Annotated in this window: 20 protein-coding genes; 4 read left to right on the forward strand and 16 right to left on the reverse strand. The window is 68.0% G+C overall.

The genetic code is table 11. From position 1 onward, the window contains the following. The first annotated feature begins 20 nt into the window (after window positions 1-20). Complete coding sequence (gene thsA, locus ACOZ4N_RS16170; protein ID WP_424019966.1) at window positions 21-1,700, forward strand: thermosome subunit alpha; 1,680 nt, start codon at window positions 21-23, stop codon at window positions 1,698-1,700. A gap of 247 nt (window positions 1,701-1,947) precedes the next feature. Here thsA and ACOZ4N_RS16175 read toward each other — a convergent pair whose 3' ends face one another. After that, window positions 1,948-2,658 (reverse strand): hypothetical protein, encoded by a 711-nt coding sequence (locus tag ACOZ4N_RS16175; RefSeq protein WP_424017395.1) that lies wholly within the window; start codon window positions 2,656-2,658, stop codon window positions 1,948-1,950. A 93-nt stretch (window positions 2,659-2,751) separates the two neighbouring features. On the opposite strand from ACOZ4N_RS16175, the gene ACOZ4N_RS16180 reads away from it, so the two are divergent. Beyond that, on the forward strand, window positions 2,752-3,744 hold the full coding sequence (locus ACOZ4N_RS16180) for an ornithine cyclodeaminase family protein (RefSeq protein ID WP_424017396.1): 993 nt from the start codon (window positions 2,752-2,754) through the stop codon (window positions 3,742-3,744). A gap of 12 nt (window positions 3,745-3,756) precedes the next feature. On the opposite strand, the gene ACOZ4N_RS16185 is transcribed toward ACOZ4N_RS16180, so the two are convergent. Both ACOZ4N_RS16185 and ACOZ4N_RS16190 read right to left on the reverse strand, forming a co-directional pair. Continuing rightward, a complete protein-coding gene (locus ACOZ4N_RS16185) occupies window positions 3,757-5,289 on the reverse strand; it encodes a methyl-accepting chemotaxis protein (protein WP_424017397.1) in 1,533 nt (510 codons plus the stop codon). 99 nt (window positions 5,290-5,388) lie between these two features. Next, entirely contained in the window at window positions 5,389-5,604 is a 216-nt protein-coding gene (locus ACOZ4N_RS16190; RefSeq protein WP_424017398.1) for a DUF7535 family protein, read from the reverse strand. A 172-nt stretch (window positions 5,605-5,776) separates the two neighbouring features. Between ACOZ4N_RS16190 and ACOZ4N_RS16195 the strand changes: the two genes are divergently transcribed. Beyond that, window positions 5,777-5,938, forward strand: a complete 162-nt coding sequence (locus ACOZ4N_RS16195; RefSeq protein ID WP_424017399.1) for a hypothetical protein — start codon at window positions 5,777-5,779, stop codon at window positions 5,936-5,938. 37 nt (window positions 5,939-5,975) lie between these two features. Here the strand turns inward: ACOZ4N_RS16195 and ACOZ4N_RS16200 are convergent, their stop codons facing one another. Then, window positions 5,976-6,410, reverse strand: coding sequence for a pyridoxamine 5'-phosphate oxidase family protein (locus ACOZ4N_RS16200; RefSeq protein WP_424017400.1), 435 nt, complete (start codon window positions 6,408-6,410; stop codon window positions 5,976-5,978). A gap of 101 nt (window positions 6,411-6,511) precedes the next feature. Here ACOZ4N_RS16200 and ACOZ4N_RS16205 point away from each other — a divergent pair, with 101 nt between their 5' ends. Then, window positions 6,512-8,368: a bacteriohemerythrin gene (locus tag ACOZ4N_RS16205; protein ID WP_424017401.1), complete on the forward strand. Its 1,857-nt coding sequence runs from the start codon at window positions 6,512-6,514 to the stop codon at window positions 8,366-8,368. Here ACOZ4N_RS16205 and leuS read toward each other — a convergent pair whose 3' ends face one another. From leuS to lpdA, 12 genes are all read right to left on the reverse strand, one after another. Further along, window positions 8,369-11,293: a leucine--tRNA ligase gene (gene leuS / locus ACOZ4N_RS16210; protein WP_424017402.1), complete on the reverse strand. Its 2,925-nt coding sequence runs from the start codon at window positions 11,291-11,293 to the stop codon at window positions 8,369-8,371. 56 nt (window positions 11,294-11,349) lie between these two features. Then, complete coding sequence (locus ACOZ4N_RS16215; protein WP_424017403.1) at window positions 11,350-11,739, reverse strand: DUF7344 domain-containing protein; 390 nt, start codon at window positions 11,737-11,739, stop codon at window positions 11,350-11,352. 47 nt (window positions 11,740-11,786) lie between these two features. Next, a complete protein-coding gene (locus ACOZ4N_RS16220; protein ID WP_424017404.1) occupies window positions 11,787-13,394 on the reverse strand; it encodes a bacterio-opsin activator domain-containing protein in 1,608 nt (535 codons plus the stop codon). 79 nt (window positions 13,395-13,473) lie between these two features. After that, window positions 13,474-13,929: a peroxiredoxin gene (locus tag ACOZ4N_RS16225; RefSeq protein ID WP_424017405.1), complete on the reverse strand. Its 456-nt coding sequence runs from the start codon at window positions 13,927-13,929 to the stop codon at window positions 13,474-13,476. A 37-nt stretch (window positions 13,930-13,966) separates the two neighbouring features. Beyond that, window positions 13,967-14,392: an Hsp20/alpha crystallin family protein gene (locus tag ACOZ4N_RS16230; RefSeq protein ID WP_424017406.1), complete on the reverse strand. Its 426-nt coding sequence runs from the start codon at window positions 14,390-14,392 to the stop codon at window positions 13,967-13,969. A 66-nt stretch (window positions 14,393-14,458) separates the two neighbouring features. Then, complete coding sequence (locus ACOZ4N_RS16235) at window positions 14,459-15,772, reverse strand: methyl-accepting chemotaxis protein (RefSeq protein ID WP_424017407.1); 1,314 nt, start codon at window positions 15,770-15,772, stop codon at window positions 14,459-14,461. Between the two features lie 66 nt (window positions 15,773-15,838). Further along, window positions 15,839-16,276, reverse strand: a complete 438-nt coding sequence (locus tag ACOZ4N_RS16240; RefSeq protein WP_424017408.1) for a peroxiredoxin — start codon at window positions 16,274-16,276, stop codon at window positions 15,839-15,841. A 28-nt stretch (window positions 16,277-16,304) separates the two neighbouring features. After that, window positions 16,305-17,117, reverse strand: a complete 813-nt coding sequence (gene pheA / locus ACOZ4N_RS16245; RefSeq protein ID WP_424017409.1) for a prephenate dehydratase — start codon at window positions 17,115-17,117, stop codon at window positions 16,305-16,307. 90 nt (window positions 17,118-17,207) lie between these two features. Next, the gene (locus ACOZ4N_RS16250; RefSeq protein ID WP_424017410.1) at window positions 17,208-18,158 is read right to left on the reverse strand and encodes a hypothetical protein; all 951 of its coding nucleotides are present in this window, start codon (window positions 18,156-18,158) and stop codon (window positions 17,208-17,210) included. Window positions 18,159-18,293: 135 nt separating this feature from the next. Next, window positions 18,294-19,289, reverse strand: coding sequence for a hypothetical protein (locus ACOZ4N_RS16255; protein WP_424017411.1), 996 nt, complete (start codon window positions 19,287-19,289; stop codon window positions 18,294-18,296). A gap of 90 nt (window positions 19,290-19,379) precedes the next feature. Then, window positions 19,380-20,024, reverse strand: a complete 645-nt coding sequence (locus tag ACOZ4N_RS16260; protein ID WP_424017412.1) for a hypothetical protein — start codon at window positions 20,022-20,024, stop codon at window positions 19,380-19,382. Between the two features lie 145 nt (window positions 20,025-20,169). After that, a complete protein-coding gene (gene lpdA / locus ACOZ4N_RS16265) occupies window positions 20,170-21,594 on the reverse strand; it encodes a dihydrolipoyl dehydrogenase (RefSeq protein WP_424017413.1) in 1,425 nt (474 codons plus the stop codon). Window positions 21,595-21,614: the final 20 nt, after the last annotated feature.

The following is a 21,614-nucleotide window of genomic DNA, read 5'->3' on the forward strand; positions in this document are numbered from 1 at the left end:
GCTTGACTATGGCTCAGCAGATGGGTAACCAGCCCCTCATCGTACTCTCCGAGGAGAGTCAGCGGACATCGGGGAAAGACGCACAGTCGATGAACATCACGGCCGGCAAGGCCGTCGCCGAGTCCGTTCGGACCACCCTCGGTCCGAAGGGGATGGACAAGATGCTCGTGGGCGACACGGGCAGCGTCGTCGTCACGAACGACGGCGTCACCATTCTCGACGAGATGGACATCGAGCACCCCGCGGCCAACATGATCGTCGAGGTCGCCCAGACCCAGGAAGACGAGGTCGGCGACGGCACCACGACCGCCGTCGTCATCTCCGGTGAACTCCTCGCGAAGGCCGAGGACCTGCTGGACCAGGACATCCACGCCACCATCCTGGCTCAGGGGTACCGCCAGGCCGCCGAGAAGGCCAAAGAGATCCTCGAGGACATGGCCATCGAGGTCGACGAGGACGACACCGACATCCTCGAGCAGATCGCCGCGACCGCCATGACCGGCAAGGGCGCGGAGAACGCCAAGGACACGCTGGCCTCGCTCGTCGTCGACTCGGTCCGTGCCGTCGCCGACGACGAGGGCATCGACACGGACAACATCAAAGTCGAGAAGGTCGTCGGCGGCTCCATCGACGAGTCCGAACTCGTCGAGGGCGTCATCGTCGACAAGGAACGCGTCCACGACAACATGCCCTACGCCGTCGAGGACGCCAACGTCGCCCTGCTCGACACGGCCATCGAGGTCCCCGAGACCGAACTCGACACCGAGGTCAACGTCACCGACCCCGACCAGCTCCAGCAGTTCCTCGACCAGGAGGAGAAACAGCTCAAGGAGATGGTCGACAACCTCGCCGACGCTGGCGCCGACGTCGTCTTCTGCCAGAAGGGCATCGACGACATGGCCCAGCACTACCTCGCCCAGGAGGGCATCCTCGCAGTCCGTCGGGCCAAGAAGTCCGACATCAAGGCGCTCGCCCGCTCGACCGGCGCTCGCGTCGTCTCCAACATCGACGACATCACCGAGGACGACCTCGGCTTCGCCGGCTCCGTCGCGGAGAAGGACATCGGCGGCGACCAGCGCATCTTCGTCGAGGACGTCGAGGACGCAAAGGCCGTCACGATGATCCTGCGCGGCGGCACCGACCACGTCGTCGACGAGGTCGAACGCGCCATCGACGACTCGCTGGGCGTCGTGTCCGTCACGCTGGAGGACGGCAAGGTCCTCCCCGGCGGCGGCGCACCCGAGACCCAGCTCGCGCTGGGCCTGCGTGACTACGCCGACTCCGTGGGTGGCCGCGAACAGCTCGCCGTCGAAGCGTTCGCCGACGCCATCGACGTGGTCCCGCGCACGCTCGCCGAGAACGCCGGGCTCGACCCCATCGACTCGCTGGTCGACCTGCGAAGCAAGCACGACGGCGGTGCCACCACGTCCGGACTGGACGCCTACACCGGCGAAGTCGTCGACATGGAGGAGGACGGCGTCGTCGAGCCCCTCCGCGTCAAGACCCAGGCCGTCGAGTCCGCGACGGAGGCCGCAGTCATGATCCTGCGCATCGACGACGTCATCGCGGCCGGCGACCTCAAGGGCGGCGGCTCCGACGACGACGACGAAGGACCACCCGCAGGCGGCCCCGGCGGCGCGCCCGGCGGTATGGGCGGCGGCATGGGCGGCATGGGCGGTGGCATGGGCGGGATGATGTAAGCCCACTTTTTGCACTTCCCTCGCGCGCCGAAGGCGCGCTCGGTCAGGCAAAAACGTGGGGAAAAATCGCGGCTCGCTCCAGTGGGCGCGCACAGCGCGCCCGTAGTCGCTCGCCGCGATCCGCGCGCTCACGGCACTTCGTGCCGTTCGCGTGCGGTGCAACGTCCTCGTTCCCGCCGAACTGCAACCCGCACCGCTCGCTGAACAAACGGACGCTTTCTTTCGACGCTCGCCGCCCAGCGACGGCTCAGTCGCTCCCGAACCAGACCGCGCCGTAGTTCAGGCGCTCGACCACTTCCGCGCCGGTCCCGACCCGCTCGTAGCGCAGTCGGTAGGACATCACGACGCCGCTGGATTCGACCTCCAGCAGGACCGAGACGTTCCGCGCTCGCTCCCCGAACAGCGTCGCCGTCGTCGCGTCGGCCCGGTAGAAGTACGTCGTCGTCCGTAGCGGCACCCCGCTGGGGTTGTCGGTCCGGACCAGTTCGACCGCCGCGAGCACTGGTCGGAGCCGGTCCCGGAACGATGGTGAGAACGACCGGTCCTCACCGGACCGCGTCTCGGTCGTGGTCTCCGTCCCGGCGGCGGTGTCGCTGGTGTTCGTCACGGTCCACGTCGTCGTCGCGTTCGCGCCGCGGTCGACGCGCCCGTCGATCACGCGCCGCTGGACGGTCCCGTTCCCGGCGGTGACCGTCCGCTCGTAGGTGAACAGGACGGAGGCGTTCCGGAGGGTTCCGACGTGGGCGGCCACGAGCGCCTCGGGGTCGACGACGCGCTCCCGGGTCACGCCGGCGGCGATCCGGGGGCGGTCGGTCGCGGTCGGCGTCGCCTCGGGCGTCGGGACCGTGACCTCGGGCACGGAGACGGGGCCGGGAGTCTCGGGCTCGTCGGCGGTGAACCCGGCACAGCCGGCCACGAGGAGGACACAGCACAGCAGGACCGGCGCGAGGCGGGACATAGCCACTCGTGGGGCTGTTTCGGGATAAACCTCCGGCCGTACTCGGCCGGGTGCGGGGTTGGAACTAAGTCGCCCGGCCGACCAGATGCGGGTATGGAGACGCTGCTGTTGAATCCGGCCGCCGTCGAGGAGAGCGCCCAGTTGCCGGCGGTCGTCGACGCCGTCGAGGCCGCCTTCGCCGCCTACGCCCGCGGTGACGCCCAGATGCCCGCCAAATCCTACATCGACCTCCCCCAGTACGACGGGGACTTCCGGTCGATGCCTGCCTACCTGGAAGCGGACGACTGGGACGGTGCGGGCATCAAGTGGGTCAACTCCCACCCCAGCAACCCCGAGGACCACGGCCTCCCGACCGTGATGGGGACGATGATCTACTCCGACCCCGAGACTGCGGTGCCGCTGGCCGTCATCGACGGGACCACGCTCACCCGCAAGCGGACCGGCGCGGCCGCCGCCGTCGCCACCGATCACCTCGCCGTCGCCGACGCCACCTCGCTGGGACTGGTCGGGGCCGGCGTCCAGGCCCACGCCCAGCTCGACGCTATCGCCACCGTCCGCGATATCGAGACCGTCGTCGTCGCCGACAAGGACCCCGACGCCGTGGCGGCGTTCCGGGCCGACGCTGGCGACGAGTTCGAGGTCCGCGAGGGCTCCATCGCCGACGCCGTGGGCTGTGACGTGGTGTCCACGACGACCCCGGTCCGCGACCCCATCGTCCCCCGCGAGGCCGTCGGCGACCACACCCACATCAACGCGATGGGGGCCGACGCCGAGGGGAAACACGAACTCGACGACGAGATCCTGCTGGACGCGAAACTCGTCATCGACGACCACGCCCAGTGTACCCACTCCGGGGAGATCAACGTCCCCTACGCCGCCGGGACGCTGGGGGACGAGGACATCCACGCGGAACTGGGCGAAGTGGTGATCGGCGAGGCGAGCGGCCGGACCGACGAGGACGGGATCACCGTCTTCGACTCCACGGGACTGGCCATCCAGGACGTGGCCAGCGCCCACGTCGTCTACGAGTACGCCCGCGAGCACGGCGTGGGCGAGTCGATGGAACTGGTCGGGACCGACCTGTGAGCGGCGTCGCGGTCACTCCGCCTCGGTCAGCCGCTGGAGCGACTCGTTGATCTCGTTGACGGTCGCGGTCTGTTCCTCGTTGGCGGCGGCGACCTCCTCGATCTCGGCCGAGACCTCCTCGGCCCGGTCGACGATCCCGTCGATCATGCTCGCGATCTCCTCGGTCGAGGCGGCCTGATCGTCGGTCGCGTCCGACACCTGCTCGATGCCGTCGGCGGCCTCCTCTGCCACTTCGACGATCTCGTCGAGTCGGTCCACGGCCCGCTGGACCTGCTGGATGCCCGATTCGACCTGCTGGGCCATCTCCTCGAGGCTCGCGACGGTCTCGTCGGCGTCGGCCTGGATGGCCCGAACCATCTCCTCGATCTCGCTGGCGTTCTCCTGTGACTCGCCGGCCAGTTGTTTCACCTCGTCGGCGACGACGGCGAACCCCTCGCCGGCCTCGCCGGCCCGAGCGGCCTCGATGGACGCGTTCAGCGCGAGGATGTTCGTCTGATCGGCGATGTCGTTGATGATCTCGACGATCTCGTCGATCGCCTCGATACGATCCCGGAGGTCGTCGACGTCGTCGGTCACCGTCTCCGTGGATGCACCCACGTCGGTCATCACGTCGATGGCCTGCTCACCGGCCGTCTGCCCGTCCTCGGCGATGTCCGCGGCCTCGCGACTCGTCTCCGCCACCTCGTCGGCGGTCGAGGCGATCTCCTCGACGGTCGCGCTCAACTGTGAGACCTCGCTGGCGACGGTATCGACCTCGCTGGCCTGGCCCTCCGCCAGGTCGGAGATCTCGTTCGCGCTCTCGGCCACGTCGGCCGCAGACCGCTCCAGCTCACCGGTTCGCTGTCCGATGTCCGCCACGAGGTCCGCTAGCTGTTCGGCCGTCCGGTTGACGGCTTCGACGACCGCGAGTACCTCGTCGTCGAGGCGATCCGACTCGAAACTGGCTCGCGCGTCGAGGTTCCCGTCGGCGATCTCGGTCAGCGTTCCGGACACCTCGTCGACGAGCGCCTGTAACTGCTCGCGACGGCGGACCGCGTCGGTCCGGTCCCGGACCTTCTCCACGACGCCGACGAGGTCGCCGTCGCCGGACTGCGTCCGGCTGCCAGAGGGACCCTGTCCCTCGCTGCTCTCGTACAGTGGCGCGGCGCTGAACTCGATCTCGCGCTCGGTGCCGTCGGCCGCGACCATCGTACTCGTGTCCCGGTACAGCGTGTAGTCGACGTCCTCGTCTCGCGGGACGCCGAACGCCTCGTCGGCCGACTCGGGCGCGTCCAGTACCTTGTCGGCCAGCGTCTTCGACCGCCGCCCGTCGTGGTAGAACGCCTGACTCGCCATCTCCATCGACTTCGCCTCGGCCTCGTCGTGGCCCGTCAACTGCCGAAGCCCCTCGTTCCACGTGACGATCTCGTGGTCGGCGTCCAGCACGAATATCGCCGCGTCGATGTGATCCAGTATCGGGCCAAAGGAGAGCGGGAACCGAAGATCGTCCGCACTCGCTCCGTCGCTCGACGTAATCCCATCCGCAGATCCTTCCTGTGACGCCATAGTTCTCGCCGAGGGGTTTCTGAGACCTGTATAATAATCTACCGGAGAGTTTCAGATAAAATGGCCAAAAACCAAGGCCAAACGGCGTAATTCACTGGATTACCACTCACACACGATACCAAATAAATTCGGGATGAGTTTCCAGACGAGCCAGAGCAGGAGCACGAACGGCAAGAGCGGCAAGACGAGGACGGCCATCACGAGGAAGACGCCCCAGCCGATCACGTCCATCTCCACGTTCGGCCGCCCCTGGTACGGCGGCGTCACGGTCCGGAGCGGTTCGGGCAGTGGCGAATCGGCCGCTCGCTCGCTCATGTCCGGCCGCTCCACGAACCGGGCGATAAAACGCCGTGATCGTTTCCCGACCGGGGCTGTCACGACTCCGGTAAGGCCCGCTTACGCCGGGATTGCCGTCGGGGTTCGGCCGCCGTTTCCACGCTCCAAACCCGACGATACTGTTTTCAATCTTGTGGCCGTATCTGCTAGTATGCCGTACATGTCGGGTGACGATTTCAGCGTTCACGCCGACGACTGCGCCAAACAGGAGTCGGGGTGGATGCCGCTCTCGGACCTGCCGGACGAGGTGAATTCGCTGGACGATCTCGACTGTGACTGCTGGGAGGAGTACGAGTCGCTCGCGGAGGTGTAGCGGCCGCTCGGTCCGCAGGACCGTCGGTGTGGACGCTTCAGGGGCCGCTCACGTCGAACGCCCGTCCGCTCCAGTCCTCGATCCGTAACTCGAACGGCGTCACCGCCGACGCGTCGCTCCAGGTGACGGGATTGGGGACCGACTGTGCGCTCCGGGCGAGCGTGGCGAGCGCCGATTCGGCCGCCTGGTAGGTCGTCTCGACGAGTCGGCCGCTGACGACGACGCTGCGCCAGCGCCGTCCCGGTTCGGTCTCCTCGTAGACGGTGAATCCGACCGTGTCGTCGCGGTCCAGACAGCGCCGCTTGCGGGTGTCGTCGTCGCCTTCGAGCTGGAGGACGAACAGGTCCGCGTCGGGATCGTACCCGAACGACACCGGGAGTGGGTACGGGTGGTCACCGCCGTCCAGGGCGAGGACGCCGACACGGTTCCCGGTGAGGACCTCGACGATCTCCGCGTCGCTGAGCTGTCGCATTCTGCTGGCACCTCACACGCCGACGTAATGACTGTCGGGCGTATTTTCACACGACGGGAACCCGTTGGCTCCTTTTTCAGCCACTGCGCTCTACGTCGACTATGACCTCTCGTTCGAGCGAGGCCTTCGCCGAGTGGGACGACGACCGGTACAGCACCGGCATCGAACGGTTCGACGAACAGCACAAACGGTTGTTCGGACTGTTGAACGATCTGCACACTGCGATGGACGAGGGGCACTCCGAGGAGCGCGTGGGGGACATTTTGCGGGAACTGGAGCGGTACACCGAGTACCACTTCGGCGACGAGGAGGAGTTCATGCAGGACTGCGGGTACGCGATGGACTGTGCGGACTGCTTTTTCGACCACCGGGAGATGCACGAGCAGTTCGAACAGAAGGTACGCGAACTCCGCGAGCGACACGAGAACGGCGAGTACGTCACGATGGACGTGCTGGTGTTCGCCCGTGACTGGCTGGACTCACACATCGCCGCGGCCGACGAGGACCAGCGATACGGCGACTACTACGACGCCGAGGTCGACGAGGACTACGAGTACAGCCCGGGGACGCTGAAACGCGACCGCGCGACCGACGACCCCGGGGCTGTCGACGAACCCCCAGAGACCGCCGGCGAGACCGAGGCGACCGGCGGCATCGAGGACCAGCCGGTCACCCTCGGGAGCGAGGTCGAGGACGGTGGGTCGCTCGCGGTCCCCGAGGCGTCGATGGCGACCTGGTTCGCGGACCTCGCGGAGACCCACGGCGACCGGACCGCCGCGCTCGTTCCCGCGGGTGACGGGTACGCCGAGCGGACCTTCGACGACCTCTACGACCGGGCCCGATCCGTCGCCGGCGGCCTCCTCACGACAGACCTCGCGCCCGGCGACCGGCTCGCCGTTCCGCTCCCGTCGGGCTACGAGTGGTCGGTCGTCGACCTGGCCTGTCACCTGGCCGGGCTGGTGTCGGTGCCGCTGTACCCCTCCGCGACGGACGAGCGGTTGCGCGAGCGCGCCGAACGGGCCGACGTGGACGGCCTGGTCGCGGACGTGGACACGCCCGTCGCGGTGCAGGAGGTGGCGGATACCGTCGTCCACGTCGACGACCTCCCGACCGCCGATCCGCGGGCACTCCCCGGACTCGACGCCGACCCCGACGACCCGGCGACGGTCGTCTTCGACGTGGGGACACCGACCGACCGGGGCTGTGTGCTGACCGGGCGGAACCTGCGGGCGGCCGTCGCCGCGCTGGACGCCGAGTTACCGCTCGACCCCGGCGCGACCGGAACCTGTTTCCTGCCGCTGGCACACGTCTACCAGCGCGTGCTCGCCTACCACCTCTGGTCGTCCGGCGGCGCGGTCGCCTACGCCCCCTTCGAGGACGCCACGGCCCGGCTCGGCGAGATCGACCCCGACGTGCTCGTCGGCGTGCCCAAACTCTACCAGCAACTCTACGGCACCCTGCAGGATCGGATCGGCGACATGGGCTGGATGAAACGGAAACTCGCCGGACGCGCGACCGCGTACGGGCGGGGCATCCTCGCGGGCGAGGGGACGCCGCTGAAGTACCGCGCCGCGAAGCGCCTCGTCTTCGGCCCGCTCCGCGAGGCGTTCGGTCTGGCCGACCTGGAGTACGCCCTCTCGGGGCTGGAACGGCTCGACGATCACCTGATCGAGTTCTTCCGCGGGATCGGCGTGCCGCTGACGGAACTGTACGGCCCGGTCGAGACGGCCGGCGTGGCGACGCTGAACCGCGCCGCGTCGTTCCAGCTCGGGACCGTCGGGACGCCAGTGGCGGGAACCGAACTGGCGCTGTCCGAGGACGGCACCGTCCTGCTGGACGGGCCGACCGTGATGGACGGCTGTCTCGACGACCGGAACGCGGCCCACGCGCTCCGGGACGGCTGGTACTACACCGGAACGGACGGGCGGCTGGCGGACGGTGCGCTCTCGCTGGAGTGACTACTCCAGGTGGATCGCCGGCCGGAACGGGACGGCACTGTCGGCTTTCCCGTCGGGGTCGACGGCGTCGGGGTCGGCCTCGTCGTAGACCTCGACGGTGGCGTCGAACTCGTTTTCGAGGAAGGCCTCGGCGTCCGCGTAGACGGCCCGCTCGTCGACGCCGGCCAGCGCGGCGAGTTCGTCCTCGTCGCGCTCCCGAACGAGTTCCACCAGGTCCTGCACGAGGTCGTTGACCGCGTCGCCTTTCTCGCGGAGGTCCGGGTCCTCCATGACCTGGCCCATGACCGCGCCGATGTCGGTGCCGACCTCCCGGACCGTCTCGAACACGTCGCGTTTCCAGTCGGCCGCGACGTACACCCGCACCGTGTCCGGGTCGGTCCCGGTCACGTCCACGATGTCGTGGATGTCGTCGGTGACGGCCTCGACCAGTCGCTCCCGGCGCTCGACGCGTTCGTCCTCGAAGGCCGGGTCGGGTTCGGGCCAGTCGGCGTCTTCGGCCGGTTCGCCGGTCAACTGCTCGTGGAGTTCGTTCGCCATGAACGGGACGAAGGGCGCGAGCAGGCGCAGGCGCGTCCGCAGGACCTCACGCAGGGTCCACTGTGCGCCCTCGCGGTCGAGGTCGGCCCGCCGCCGGTACCACTTCAGGTGTTCCTCGAAGCTGTAGAAGATCGCCTGACTCGCCGTCCGGGTCTCGAAGCCCTCCATGGCCTCGGTCGCCTCCCGGATCGTGCCCTGCAGTTTCGAGAGGAGCCACCGGTCGACGTGTTCGAGATCGGGTCGCGCGTCCTCGTCGATGGCCACGTCGGTCGTCTCCTCGCCCTCGACTTCGAGGGTGATCTCGACCATCTCGTCGATGTCGAAGTCGATGACCTCCTGGGCCCGGCTCCAGAACCGTTCGAGCTGGTCGCGCGTGCTCCCCACGAGGTCGTCGCGCCAGTCGTAGTCCTGCCACGGCTCCGCGGAGTTCAGCAGGAAGAACCGAACGGTGTCGGCCCCGTACTCGTCGATTGCCTTCGAGGGCAGGACGACGTGGCCCTTCGAGGAGGACATCGCTTCGCCTTCGAGCAGGCCCATGCCCATGATGGTGATGCCCTCGGGCCACGCGTCTTCGTCGAACAGTTCGCCGTGGTGGAACTGGAAGAAGGTGAGGTGGTTGTTGATGAGGTCGTTGCCGGAACAGCGCCAGTCGACGGGGTACCAGTGATCCCACTCCTCGCGCAGTTCGAGCGCGCGCTCGTCGGGGTCGTCGACGGCGTCTTCGCCGTAGAACAGCGCGTCGAAGAAGTCGTGATCGAGGTCCTCGGGTGGAATCTCGTCCAGTCGGTGGGCGATGGTGTAGTAGGACATGTAGATCGTCGAGTCCGACAGGGGCTCGATCACGAAGTCCTCGTCCCACGGCAGGCGGGTGCCCAGCCCGTAGTTGCGGATGCAGGGCCACTCGTTGAGCCAGTCGATGGTGTGATCGTACTGGTCGCGGGTGTTCTCGGGGATCGTCTCGATCCCGTCGAGTACATCGTGGGCCTTCTGCTTCCACTCGGCGTCGTTGTACCGGAGGAACCAGGTGTCCTGTTTGGCGACTTCCACGTCGCCGCCACAGCGACAGACCACGTCCTCGGTGAACTCGTACATCTCGTCGAACGCGCCCTCGTCCTGGTAGTGGGCGCGGAACTCCTCGCGGACGTTCTCGACGGTCATGCCCGCGAACTCGCCGTAGTCGTCGTGCATGATCCCCTGGTGGAACTCGGCCTGGTAGAGGTCGGCCGTCACGCCCTCCAGGTCGGGGTCGTCCGAGGACTCGACGCCGGCCTCCTCGACCGCGGTCTTCGCGGGAACGTCGCCGTAGCCCTCGATGTCGAGGATCGGGATCGGCTCGATGTCGGCCACGTCGGCGGGGTCGATCCCGTACTCGCGCATGCGCTCGTCGTCGGCCTTGGCCTCCTGTAGGGCCAGGTAGTCGTCCGGCGAGTGGGCCGGGACGGACATGACGACGCCGGTGGCGTTGTCGGTGTCGACGAAGGTCGCCGGCAGGATCAACACCTCGTCGCCGGTGATCGGGTTCGTCACCGTCTCGCCGATCAGGTCCGCACCCGACAGTTCCTCGCGAACCTCGATGTCGCGTTCCTGGAGTCGCAGTTTCTCGACGGCCGCACTGGAGACGATCCACGTCTCCCCATCCACGTCGGCCCGGACGTACTCGCCGTCGGGGTGGGCGTAGGCGTTCGTGACGCCCCGGACGGTCTCGGGGCGGAGGGTGGCCATCGGTGCGATCACCGAGTCACCGTCGACCTCGGCCTCGAACTTCACCAGCGTGTACTCCTGGAACTCGGCCTCCTCCCCTTCGAGCAGGTCGTGGGTGGTGACCGGGTTCTCCTCGTCGGTGCAGAACTTCACGGGGTGGAGCCCCTTCTCCAGCAGGCCCCGTTCCTTGAGCGTCTCGTACTGCCAGGTGATGAACTTCGAGTAGCGGTCGTCGTTGGTGGTGAACTCCCGCCGCCAGTCGATGGAGAGCCCGAGTTGCTTCATCCCCGACTTGTAGTGGTTCTCGATGAAGTAGCGGGCGTAGCCCATCGGGGTTTCGAGGTCTTCGAGCGTGTCCTCGGGGACGTTGTAGGTGTCACGCAGGACCGACAGCTGATCTTCTTCGCCCTTCTTCAGGCGCTCGACGGCACCGATGATCGGCGTGCCGGTGACGTGCCAGGCGATGGGAAAGAGGACGTCGTCGCCCTGGAGCCGGCGGTAGCGGGCGTACACGTCGGGCACGGTGTAGGTCCGGCAGTGCCCGATGTGCATGCCGCCGCTCGGGTAGGGGTAGGGGACGGTGATGAACGTCGGCTCGGCCTCGCCGTCGGGATCGGCCTCGTACCGTCCCGCCTCGGCCCAGCGATCGCGCCACCTCGCTTCGAGTTCCTGGGGCTCGTAATCCATACGTACCGGTTCCCCCTGCCAGCCTAAAAGAACTCCCTATCCGACTCCTCGCCCGTTCAGTCGCCGCTCGTCAGGTCGCCGGGGACCCACCCGAGCGTCGTCGGTAACTCCTCGCCCAGCGTCGTCAAGCGGATGGCGTCCCGTCTGTCGGGGTCCGCCCAGGCGACGAGCCCCACGTCGATCAGTTTCGGCAGGTGGACGTGGTACAGCGAGGTTTCGACGTCGGCGTACGGCGCGTCGCTGTCGCCCGTCGTTTCGGCTGTGGCGACGTACGTCGCGACGTGTTCGACCGGGACGGCGCGTTGCTCGCGACGGAGGTACGCGAGGACGCGGCGGCGACGGGCGTGGGCGAGCGCTCTGAACAGTTCGTCCCGTGTGGTGTTCCCCTCGACCGGCAACCCGACTGGACCGCCGCTGCGCTCTCCGGAGGGGCCGTTCTTACCCATTGTATATACCTCTCTGTTCGTTGCCCATCAGTGAGACGGGTAAAGAATTAGCACCCCTCCTCGGGCGCGACCACCGAACCCGCGAGTTTCTCCTCGGCGTGTCTGAGGTGTTTGTGGAAGGTCGGCGCCGAGACGTCCATCGATGCGGCGATGTCCTCGCCGGTACTCTCGCGGGGCCAGTTGAAGTACCCCGCACGGTAGGCCAGTCGGAGCGCCGTCTGCTGGCGATCCGAGAGCCGGTCGAGCAGCGCCGACCGGAACTGCCGTCTGGTCTGGATCGACCGGTCGGTCTCCCGCTGGGCCGCCAGCGTCACCGTCTCGAACCTCGCCCGCAGGGCCGCCAGCAACTCCCGGGTCCCGTCCGCGTCGGGCAACTCGACGGTGACCGTCGCGTCGCCACACTCGAAGGCCAGCTCCTGGACCGACCCGCCGTGTTCGGCGGTCACCCGGTGGAGCGTCGGTTCGGGCGGTTCGACTCTGACCACGCACGCGTCGTCGTGTTCGCTGACGATCTCGAACCGCTCGACGCCCGGCAAGTCGTCCCCGACCGCACGGATCCGGTCCGTGTCCGCACTGTGAACGGTCACGTAGTGCTGGGGCCGGCCGTCGGTCGTGGACACGACGCCCTCGACCGTGACGCGACAGTCCAGGCGGTCCGACAGCGCCGGCAGGACCGATCCGCCGTCCCGAACACGGAGCGTCACCTCGGTCACGCGCCCGGTCATCAGCGTCCGCCGCGCCCGCTGACAGCACAACGCGTGCCCGATGGCACCCCCGATGTCCGCGAACGCCGCCCGCTCTGCCGGGCCGAGGGGGTCCGCCTCCACCGCCGTGACGACGAGCAATCCGTACACCGTCTCCCCGTGGACGAGCGGCACGGCCGCCACCGTCGCCCCCGTCTCCGTCAGGTCCACCGGGAGGTCCGTGGTCGCGTCGGTCTCGGCCACCTGTACCGCCGCGGTCTCGACGGCGCGTTCGACCGGCCCGCCACCGTCGGTCCGGAGCGTCACGTCGTCGACCCCGGCGGTCGCGTCCGGTTCGAGGACGGCGTCACTGCAGTGGCTCCGGCCGAACCAGACGGCCCGGTACTCCGGGCGCGCCGCCAGCCGCTCGCAGACACGCTCGGCCAGCTCGGCCCGCGTCGTGGCCGTCCCCAGCACGCGACTGAGACCGTAGATCCGGTCGGTGAGCGGGGCCGAGTCGGCGGAGCGGCCCGCGGTCGATTCGCCCTGCCTCGGTGTGGCGTCCGCCGAGTCCTCGACTCGCTGTGGCCGAAGCTCGCCGAGACTCGCCCACGCCCCGGACCCGCCACCCAGTGCCTGCAGGTCGACGGTGCAGGGGAGCGGGTCGCCGTCCGCGGTGGCGAGCGTGACGGCGATGTCGGTCCGGCACAACTCGCCGCGCTGTCGCACTTTGCCGAGCGCGACACCGTAGCGCTCGCTCCCCTCCTCACCGAGCAAGAACGAGACGTGTTCGTCGATGACCTCGGCGTGACTGTACCCCGTGAGCCGGCACAGCCCGTCGTCGACAGCGACGACCGTTCCGTCGGCGGCCAGCTGGTACCGTCCGGTCCGCTCACCCCGCTCCGCGAGTGCCCTGTCCCGCTCTCCCACGCCGTGCCCGGCAGCGTCCGCCGGCGACCTCTCGTCGACCATAACCTACCGTTTCGATATCCACTACTAAAAAAACTACCAGCGTGGAAACTTTATCCTCGCCCGTATCGTATAGGACCCCTCACTCCAGCGCGACGACGCCGTCGTCCAGCAGTTCGAGCAGCAGATCACGGGCGTGGCCGTCCGGATTCACGCCCGTGTGGACGCGCTCGACGACGCCATCCACGAGGACGAACGTCGTCCGTGGCGTCGAATCGCCGGGTGCGTCCAGGGGCACGCCGAACGCCGCGGCCACCTCGCCGTCGGGGTCGGCCAGCAGGTCGAACTCGACGCCGGTCTCCTCGGCGAACGCGCGGTGGGACTCGGCGTCGTCGGTCGAGACGCCGTAGACCGTGACGCCGGCGTCGTCGTAGGTCTCGCGCTCGCGCGCGAACTGTTCGGCCTCGGTCGTACAGCCCGGCGTCCCGTCCTCGGGATAGAAGTAGACCACCGTGGGGTCGGCGAACGTCGGCGAGACGGACTCGCCGTGCTGGTTCCGTGCCGTCACGTCGGGTGCCGGGTCGCCCGGTTCGAGCATACCCGCCGGTTCGACGGCCGGCGGGAAGGCCGTTGTGCTAGTTCACCGGGATGTCCGTCCCGCCACCGGCCTCCTGTTTCGGGAGCGTGATCGTCAGGACGCCGTTGTCGTAGCTCGCCTCGGCGTCGCCCTTCCGGACGCGGTCGGGGAGGGCCACTGTGCGGCTCGTCGAGCGTCGGGTCCGCTCCTGACGGAGGTACTGGCGGTCGTCGTCCCCGTCCTCGGTCTCGCTGGTCGTCTCCCGGCTGGCGGCGATCCGCACCGTCCGCGGGTCGGGCAGGGTCACGTCGATGTCGTCGCTGGTGTAGCCGGGCACGTCGGCGGTCACCTCGAAGGCCTCGCCCGTGTCGGCCACGTCGACGGCGACGCTCCCGCCCGGTCCGGCCTCCGGCAGGTCCGCGAATTCGCTGCTGATCCGGTCGAACAGACGGTCGATCTCCTCGAATGGGTTCTGTCGATCCATGGGCTCACCCCACCACGACTACGACGGCCTGCTAAAACTGTCTGTCGGCGAGGGCCACCCCGCCGGTCAGTCGTCCCCCTCCGCGAGGTCCTCGGAGAGTTCCTCGACGGCCTCGCGGACCTCCTCGACGATGTCGTGCTGGCGCTCGGTCAGGTCGGCCGTCTCGGTGGCGGTCTCGTGGATCTCGGTCGCCTCCGTGGCGCTCTGCTCGACCGACGCGGTGACCTCCTCGATGTGGGCCGCCTGGTCGTCGTTGGCCGTCGCGATCTCCTCGGCCCCCTCGGCGGCGTCTTCGACGTGCTCGACGATCTCCTCCAGCGCGTCGAGGGTCTCGTCGACGCGGTCGCTGACCTCGACGGCGCGTTCGTGGGCCCGCTCGACCTCCTCGACCGTCCGGTCGGTCTCGCCGGTGATCGCCTCGATCTCGTCGCCGATCTCGTCGGTGTACTCGCGAGTCTGGTCCGCGAGGTCTTTCACCTCGTCGGCGACGACGGCGAACCCTTCCCCCGATTCGCCCGCTCGCGCCGCCTCGATGTTGGCGTTCAGCGCCAGGATGTTCGTCTGTTCGGCGATATCGGCGATGATCTCGGCGACCGCCTCGATGTCGTCCATCCGGTCGGCCAGTCGGTCCACCGTCGCCTCCAGACTCTCGCTGGTCGCGAGGATGTCGTCGGCCGCCGACTCGGCTTCCGTCCCCGCCTCCTGTCCGCGGCGGGCGGCCTCGCGGGCGCTGGCCGCCGTCTCGGCCACCTCGTCGGTCGTCGCCGCGATCTCCTCCATGTTCGCGCTGAGCGACTCCATCTCCCCGCTGATCTCGTCGAGCCGGTCGTCCTGTGCGACCGCACGGTCCTCGATGTCGGCCGCGTTGTCGGCCACGTCCCCCGCGACCGTCTCCAGCCGCGCGATCACGTCCGTCAGCCGCTCGGCGACCTGCTCCTGGCTCTCCTGGAGGCGGCGCTCCTTCTCGCGCAACTCGGTCACGTCCTGGAGTGCCGTCACCGACCCCGCGAGGTCGCCGTCGGCGTCGTACATCGGTGTACTCGTGATCTTGACCGTCCGCTCCTCGTCGTCGTGGTTCAACAGTTTCGCCTCGACGCCCCTGATCTGGGTCTCGTTGGCCATCGTCCGCTGTGCCGTCGTCGTCTGTGTCCCGTGTGTCTCCTCGGTCCGGAACACCTCGTACCCCTCCATCTCCGGGACGCGTTCGGGGGGAAGCGCCATCAACTCCTGCATGGCGGGGTTGAACAGCAGGATATTCGGCTCGGCGTCCGTGACGACGATGGGGACGGGCAGGTCCAGAAACGCCTGTACCCACATCATCTCGGCGTCGTCGAAGTCGGCGTAGACGCCCGCCGCCCCGCGTCGCTCTTGCTCAGACATCTCTGCCGAACGTTCACACACCTCTCCCCTGAACGTTTCGCCGAGGGTATCGTCTGCGATAACGGGCTACAGGGTCGCCACCTGCTCGCGGACCGCCGCGGCGTGGCCGTCCGGGTTCACGTCGTCGGCGTCGACGACCGCCTGCACCGCCCCGTCGGCCAGCACGAACGTGATCCGCTCGACGTACCCGCCCTCGGTGTCGAGGCCGAACGCCGCGGCCACCTCGCCGCCGGGATCGGCCAGCAGGTCGAAATCGAGAGCCTCCTCGTCGGCGAACTCGCGGTGGGAGTCGACGTCGTCGGTCGAGACGCCGTAGACGGTCGCGCCCAGATCACGGAACTGGGGGAGTTCGTCCTGGAACTGGCGGGCTTCGAGTTGACAGCCCGGCGTTCCATCGCGGGGATAGAAGTAGACGACCGTCGGCTCCGCGAACGTCGGTGTGACCGTCTCGCCGTCCTGGTTCTGTGCCTCGATATCGGGTGCCGCGTCGCCTGCGTCGAGCATCGGTTCGTTCCGTCGCGCCGACGGCTAATTAATCCACCACGTGCTCGGTATCGTACGACCCCAGCCGACGGACCCACCCGTCCTCGGCGATGTCGTCGATCTCCGCGAGGGCGTCCTGCGTGCGGTCCTCGTAGAGGCCGGCCGCGATGTCGATGTGGAAGACGTAATCGCCCAGTCGCTCGCCGCTGGGGCGGGATTCGACGCGGGTCATGTTGATGTCCCGCTCGGCGAAGGGTTCCAGCATCTCCAGCAGGAGGCCGGGGTAGTCGACGTTGGGGTAGACGATCAGCGAGGTCTTGCCGCCGCCCTCGGAGCGCTCGCTCTCGGGCGCGACCACCAGGAAGCGCGTGGCGTTCGAGGACTGGTCCTGGATGTCTTTCGCCAGCACCTCCAGATCGGTCCCGTTGGTCGCGTTCTCGGGGTGGCCGATGGCCGCGACCGACGGGTCCTCGCGGGCGCGCTCGACGCCGCGAGCGGTCGAGGCGACCGCTTCCAGGTCGGCGTCGGGGTACTCGGCGTCGAGGTAGTCCCGACACTGTGCCAGCGCCTGGGCGTGGCTGGCGATCAGGTCGAACTCCGGTCCCTGGGCGAGCAGGGCGTGGCGGATGGGGGTGATCAGTTCCCTGACGACCGCCACGTCGTGTTCGGCGAAGGCGTCGAGCGACTCGGTGACGCTGCCCTCGATGCTGTTCTCGACCGGGACGACGCCGCGGTCGTACTCGCCCCCTGCGACGGCCTCGACGATGGCCGTCACCGATTCGGTAAAGGCCACCTCGTCGGCGACGGCCGTCGCGGCCCGGTGTGAGTAGGTCCCCGCCGGACCGAGCGTGAGTGCCTTCATCGCCGACGCCTTCGCTCCTGGCGGTGAAAAGCGTCGTGGTGTCGGCCCGGAAACGGACGCCCAGCGCTCGATCTCGACCGGGAGCCGTCCTCAGCGGAAGAGGTCGTAGGTGTCGATCTTGGCGGTGACCACGCCCGCACGCCCGTTCTGGCTCACCTTGACGTTCCGGGCGCGGGTGAACGCACCGCCGGTGTCGTTGGCTTCGACCCAGTCGTTGAGGTCGCTGGTACTCACGTCACCCTCGGAGTCGAAGACGAACACCCACTGGCGGCTGGTCGTGTTCCCGTTGACCGACCAGGACTGGCCGCTGGCGACCTGGCCGTCGAAGACACCCGACTCGGCGTCTGCCTGGTCCGAATCGACCTCGTCCGCTCGGGTCCCGCCGCTGACGCTGGTCCCGCTGTTCAGCGCGTTCACCAGCGTCGCCAGGTCGTCGTTCTCGTTGACTGCGCGGGTGCCGCTCCCGCCTTTGGTATCGATGATGCCTTCGACCACGTCCGTCGCGCCGACCGCGTCCCAGTCGGAACCGAACCCGGGTTCGACGCGCTGGCCGAACACGATGGCGCTGTCGGAGACACCTACCGCCTGTGAGGGTGTGTCCCTGTCCGACGGGACGTACAGTTCGTAGCCGCTGTAACTCCCGTCGCTCTCGTACTCGGTGCTGGCGTCGTCTTCGAGTTCGGCGACGACCTCGGCCGTGTCGTAGGACCCCGTCAGCACGCGCCCCTCGGGCAGGCCGAGGTCCATGGACACGGACCGGCCCGTGAGTCCGACCGCGCCGTAGTTCGTCGCGAGCGAACTGTAGGTACTCGGATAGAACGATTTGCGGCTGTCGTAGATGCCTTTCTGGTTCGTGCCGTCGAAATTCAGACTATCGGCGTCCTGGTTGAACTGGTCGGCCGGATAGACCCACTGCTGGTAGTTGCCCAGTCCGCCACCGCCGATGAACGGGATCGCGTCCGTGACCGTACTACAGCCCGCCATCGCACCTGTACCCAGCACAGCACTGGCGGTGAGAAACCGCCGACGTGTCTGTTCCATGTACTGTTTCTGTATGTTATCACATAAAATATATTCGATAGTAACACCCCAGGTGCCCCGCCGTCCGCGTTCGAGACGGGGTAGCGGGCCGTTACGGCGGTCGAGGTGGAGTGTGTCGACGGCGGGCGTGTGGCGTCACTCGCCGCCGGTCCCCAGGTTGGGGGTGGTGTAGGTGTCCGAGGTGACGCTGACGGTGATCGTCCGACCGCTCTGGCTGACCTTGACGTTCCTGGCGCGGGCGAACTGGCCGCTGTTGTCGTTGTACTCGATGTAGTCGTTGACCGACCCCGTATCGGCGTCGCTCTGTGAGTCGAAGACGAACACGGACTGGGAGTCGGTCGTTCCGCCGTTGATGCTGGATGCCTGCCCGCTGGCGACCAGCCCCTCGAACTCGCCGCTGTCCTCGTTGGCCTCGCCGGCACTGATTGGCTCGGTCCGGACGGTCGCGCTGAGGAAACTGCTGCCGCCGAGTGAACTGACCAGCGTCCCGAAGGCGTCGTTTGCGTTCACGTACCTGTTGGCACTGCCGCGTTTGGTGTCGATGATCCCCTCGACCACGTCCGTGGCCGGGACCGAGTCGGAGTCGGACCCGAAGTTGTCGACCCGCTGGCCCTGGACCACGGCGTTACCGGAGACGCCGAACGCGTCCGGCGATTCCTCGCGCTCGGACCGGACGTACAGGTCGAACCCGTCGTAACTCCCGTCGCTCTCGTACTCGGTGTTGCTGCCGTCTTCGAGTTCGGCGGTGACCTCGCTCCGCTCGAACGACCCCGAGAGGACCAGTCCTTCGGGCAGGCTGAGCAGCAACGAGACGTTCCGCGGGAGAATCCCCGTGTTCGACGCGAAGTTCGTCGACAGCGAGTTGTACGTGCTCGGATACAGTTCCTTGCGGTTCTCGTAGATCGATTGCTGGTTGATCGCAAAGAGACTCAACGCGACGTTTTCGTCACCGAAGTCCCCGCCCCCGCCGGAACTCGCGAACCGATCCGGTTCGTAGACCCACTGCTCGTAGTCGCCGAGGCCGCCACCGCCGATGAACGGGATCGCGTCCGTGACCGTACTACAGCCCGCGAGCGCGCCTGTCCCGAGCGTTGCACTGGCGGTGAGAAACCGCCGACGTGTCTGTTCCATGGCGTATTCCTGTATGTAATCACATAAAATATATTCGATGCTATATGTCCGTCAGCAATCACTGGCCGGCCACGTCCGGCGGCCCCAGGCTCACACGCCGTCGAGTTCGAACAGTCGGAGCTTGAGGTACAGCCGGATCATGAGCAAGACGATACAGCCGAGGAAGGAGGCGACGGCCAGTTGGACGACGGACAGCCCCGTGCCCGAGGACGCGAACGGGTTGACGCCGTCCATCGCCTGCACGTAGCTCCCGACGGCCGCACCGCCGCCGAGGCCGAGCAGGAAGTAGACGACGGTCAGCCCGATGGCCAGACCGCCGGTGCCGAAGGCCAGGTAGGACGCGAAGTCCTCGACGTTGAGGATCGCCTGTGCCTCCGTCTCGTCGAGGGGGTGGTTGCGGATGCGGTACAGCGCACCGCCGACCAGCAGGAGGGCGGTGAACGTCACGATACCTGCGCCGACCAGCCCCAGAATCAACACCTTCGGCGAGGCCGTCGCCGGATCGGCCGACGGCACGTACTCCCGCACCGTCGCCGGAAAGAGCAGATAGATCGGCAAGAGCAGTGTGAGACCGCCGAGCAGGAGGCTCTGCCACGTCAGTTTCGTGATAGTCGGCTGGGAGAAGTACGTCCGCCGCTGGAGGCGCAACTGATCGTACATCGAACCCGAGAGGATCGCGCTCGTGATGTCGTCTGCGGCGTCGGCGTCGTCCGTGTCGTCCGTATCGTCTGTCATGGCTATTCGGTCGTCTCGTGTTCCGGAATTTCGAAATCGTGATTATAGCTCTTTTGGTCACCTCCACCACTGACCTCATCGCAGTAGGGGGCCACGATTGTCGGAAAACGTGTACGATTTTCGCCCGACTGCGGAGGGGTCCGATTCAACGGTTCAGCGTGTGGATCGCCTGTCCCAACGCCGCCGCGGCCGCCTCCATCACCGCCTCCGAGAGCGTCGGGTGGGTGTGGACCGTCGCCACCAGATCCTCCAGGGTGGCCCCCATCTCGATGGCCAGGCCGACCTCGGCGATCAACTCCGAGGCGTCCGGGCTCACGATCTGGGCCCCGAGGACGAAGCCGTCGGCCTCGTCGGCGACGATCCGGACGAACCCGTCGGTGTCGTCGTGGGTGAGCGCCCGCCCGGACGCGCGTAACGGCATCTCCCCGACGACTGGCTCGAAACCCGCCTCCTCGGCCTCGGCCTCGGTCAGCCCGACCGTGCCGATCTCCGGATCGGTGAACACCGCCGCAGGGATCGCCTGCTGGTCGAGCGCGGCCGGTTCGCCCGCGATCACCTCCGCCGCGACCTCGCCGGCTTTCATCCCCTCGTGGGCGAGCATCGGCTCGCCGGCCACGTCGCCGACGGCGAAGATGTGATCCACGTTCGTGCGCGCGCGGTCGTCCGTCGGAACGAACCCGTCCGCGTCGGTCTCGACGCCGGCCGCGTCCAGATCGACGGTATCGGTCACCGGCTCGCGCCCGACCGCGACCAGCGCCTTCGTGGCGTCGTACTCCGAGACCGTGCCGTCCTCGCCCTCGGTGACGACCGTCACCCCGTCCTCCCGTTCCTCCCAGTCGGCGGCGGCCTCCTCGAAGTGAAAGTCGACCCCGTGTGACTTCGCCCGCTGGGTGACGACGCGGGTCACGTCGGCCTCGTACATCGGGAGCGCCTGATCCAGCGCCTCCACCACGGTCACGTCGCTCCCGGCCTTCGCGAACACCGTCGCCAGTTCCATCCCGATGTAGCCCGCCCCGACGACGAGCAGGCTGTCCGGAACGGACTCCAGTGCCAGGGCGTGCCGGGACGAGAGGATTCGCTCCCCGTCGAACGGCAGGGCGGGGAGTTCGACCGGGCGGCTCCCCGTCGCGACGACGGCGTGTTCGAACTCGATGGATTCCGAGCCCTGGCCCTCGCCGCCGTGGGCGACCCGCGCGGTGTTCTCGTCGGCGAACTCCGCGGTTCCCTCCACGAGGTTGACGCCGTTGCCCTTGCAGAGCCGTTCGACGCCGGTGGTGAGCTGGTCGACCACCTCGTCTTTCCAGGCGGTCATGCCGGCCATGTCGATGGCGGGGTCGGCGTGGACGCCCATGTGTTCGGCCTCGCGGGCCTCGTGGGCCACGTCCGTCGCCGAGACGAGTGCCTTCGAGGGGATACAGCCGTGATTGAGACAGGTCCCGCCGTAGGCCTCTTTCTCGACGAGGGTCACGTCCAGGTCGAGCTGGGCGGCCCGGATCGCCGCCACGTACCCGCCGGGGCCCGCGCCGATTACCAGTACGTCGGTGCCAGTCGCGATGTCGCCGACGACCATACACCGGCAACGCACCCCCG

Origin of the sequence: Halorientalis pallida (assembly GCF_049605515.1) — an archaeon.
GTDB lineage: Archaea > Halobacteriota > Halobacteria > Halobacteriales > Haloarculaceae > Halorientalis > Halorientalis pallida_A.

Excerpts from the sequence above, each read along its gene's own strand:
- thsA (WP_424019966.1), top strand. The coding sequence starts at position 21 with ATGGGTAACCAGCCCCTCATCGTACTCTCCGAGGAGAGTCAGCGGACA.
- lpdA (WP_424017413.1), bottom strand. The coding sequence starts at position 21,594 with ATGGTCGTCGGCGACATCGCGACTGGCACCGACGTACTGGTAATCGGC.
- pheA (WP_424017409.1), bottom strand. The coding sequence starts at position 17,117 with ATGAAGGCACTCACGCTCGGTCCGGCGGGGACCTACTCACACCGGGCC.
- ACOZ4N_RS16180 (WP_424017396.1), top strand. The coding sequence starts at position 2,752 with ATGGAGACGCTGCTGTTGAATCCGGCCGCCGTCGAGGAGAGCGCCCAG.
- ACOZ4N_RS16195 (WP_424017399.1), top strand. The coding sequence starts at position 5,777 with ATGCCGTACATGTCGGGTGACGATTTCAGCGTTCACGCCGACGACTGC.
- ACOZ4N_RS16240 (WP_424017408.1), bottom strand. The coding sequence starts at position 16,276 with ATGCTCGACGCAGGCGACGCGGCACCCGATATCGAGGCACAGAACCAG.
- ACOZ4N_RS16175 (WP_424017395.1), bottom strand. The coding sequence starts at position 2,658 with ATGTCCCGCCTCGCGCCGGTCCTGCTGTGCTGTGTCCTCCTCGTGGCC.
- ACOZ4N_RS16205 (WP_424017401.1), top strand. The coding sequence starts at position 6,512 with ATGACCTCTCGTTCGAGCGAGGCCTTCGCCGAGTGGGACGACGACCGG.
- ACOZ4N_RS16220 (WP_424017404.1), bottom strand. The coding sequence starts at position 13,394 with ATGGTCGACGAGAGGTCGCCGGCGGACGCTGCCGGGCACGGCGTGGGA.
- ACOZ4N_RS16235 (WP_424017407.1), bottom strand. The coding sequence starts at position 15,772 with ATGTCTGAGCAAGAGCGACGCGGGGCGGCGGGCGTCTACGCCGACTTC.
- ACOZ4N_RS16260 (WP_424017412.1), bottom strand. The coding sequence starts at position 20,024 with ATGACAGACGATACGGACGACACGGACGACGCCGACGCCGCAGACGAC.
- ACOZ4N_RS16225 (WP_424017405.1), bottom strand. The coding sequence starts at position 13,929 with ATGCTCGAACCGGGCGACCCGGCACCCGACGTGACGGCACGGAACCAG.
- ACOZ4N_RS16255 (WP_424017411.1), bottom strand. The coding sequence starts at position 19,289 with ATGGAACAGACACGTCGGCGGTTTCTCACCGCCAGTGCAACGCTCGGG.
- ACOZ4N_RS16250 (WP_424017410.1), bottom strand. The coding sequence starts at position 18,158 with ATGGAACAGACACGTCGGCGGTTTCTCACCGCCAGTGCTGTGCTGGGT.
- ACOZ4N_RS16215 (WP_424017403.1), bottom strand. The coding sequence starts at position 11,739 with ATGGGTAAGAACGGCCCCTCCGGAGAGCGCAGCGGCGGTCCAGTCGGG.
- ACOZ4N_RS16230 (WP_424017406.1), bottom strand. The coding sequence starts at position 14,392 with ATGGATCGACAGAACCCATTCGAGGAGATCGACCGTCTGTTCGACCGG.
- ACOZ4N_RS16200 (WP_424017400.1), bottom strand. The coding sequence starts at position 6,410 with ATGCGACAGCTCAGCGACGCGGAGATCGTCGAGGTCCTCACCGGGAAC.
- ACOZ4N_RS16190 (WP_424017398.1), bottom strand. The coding sequence starts at position 5,604 with ATGAGCGAGCGAGCGGCCGATTCGCCACTGCCCGAACCGCTCCGGACC.
- ACOZ4N_RS16185 (WP_424017397.1), bottom strand. The coding sequence starts at position 5,289 with ATGGCGTCACAGGAAGGATCTGCGGATGGGATTACGTCGAGCGACGGA.
- leuS (WP_424017402.1), bottom strand. The coding sequence starts at position 11,293 with ATGGATTACGAGCCCCAGGAACTCGAAGCGAGGTGGCGCGATCGCTGG.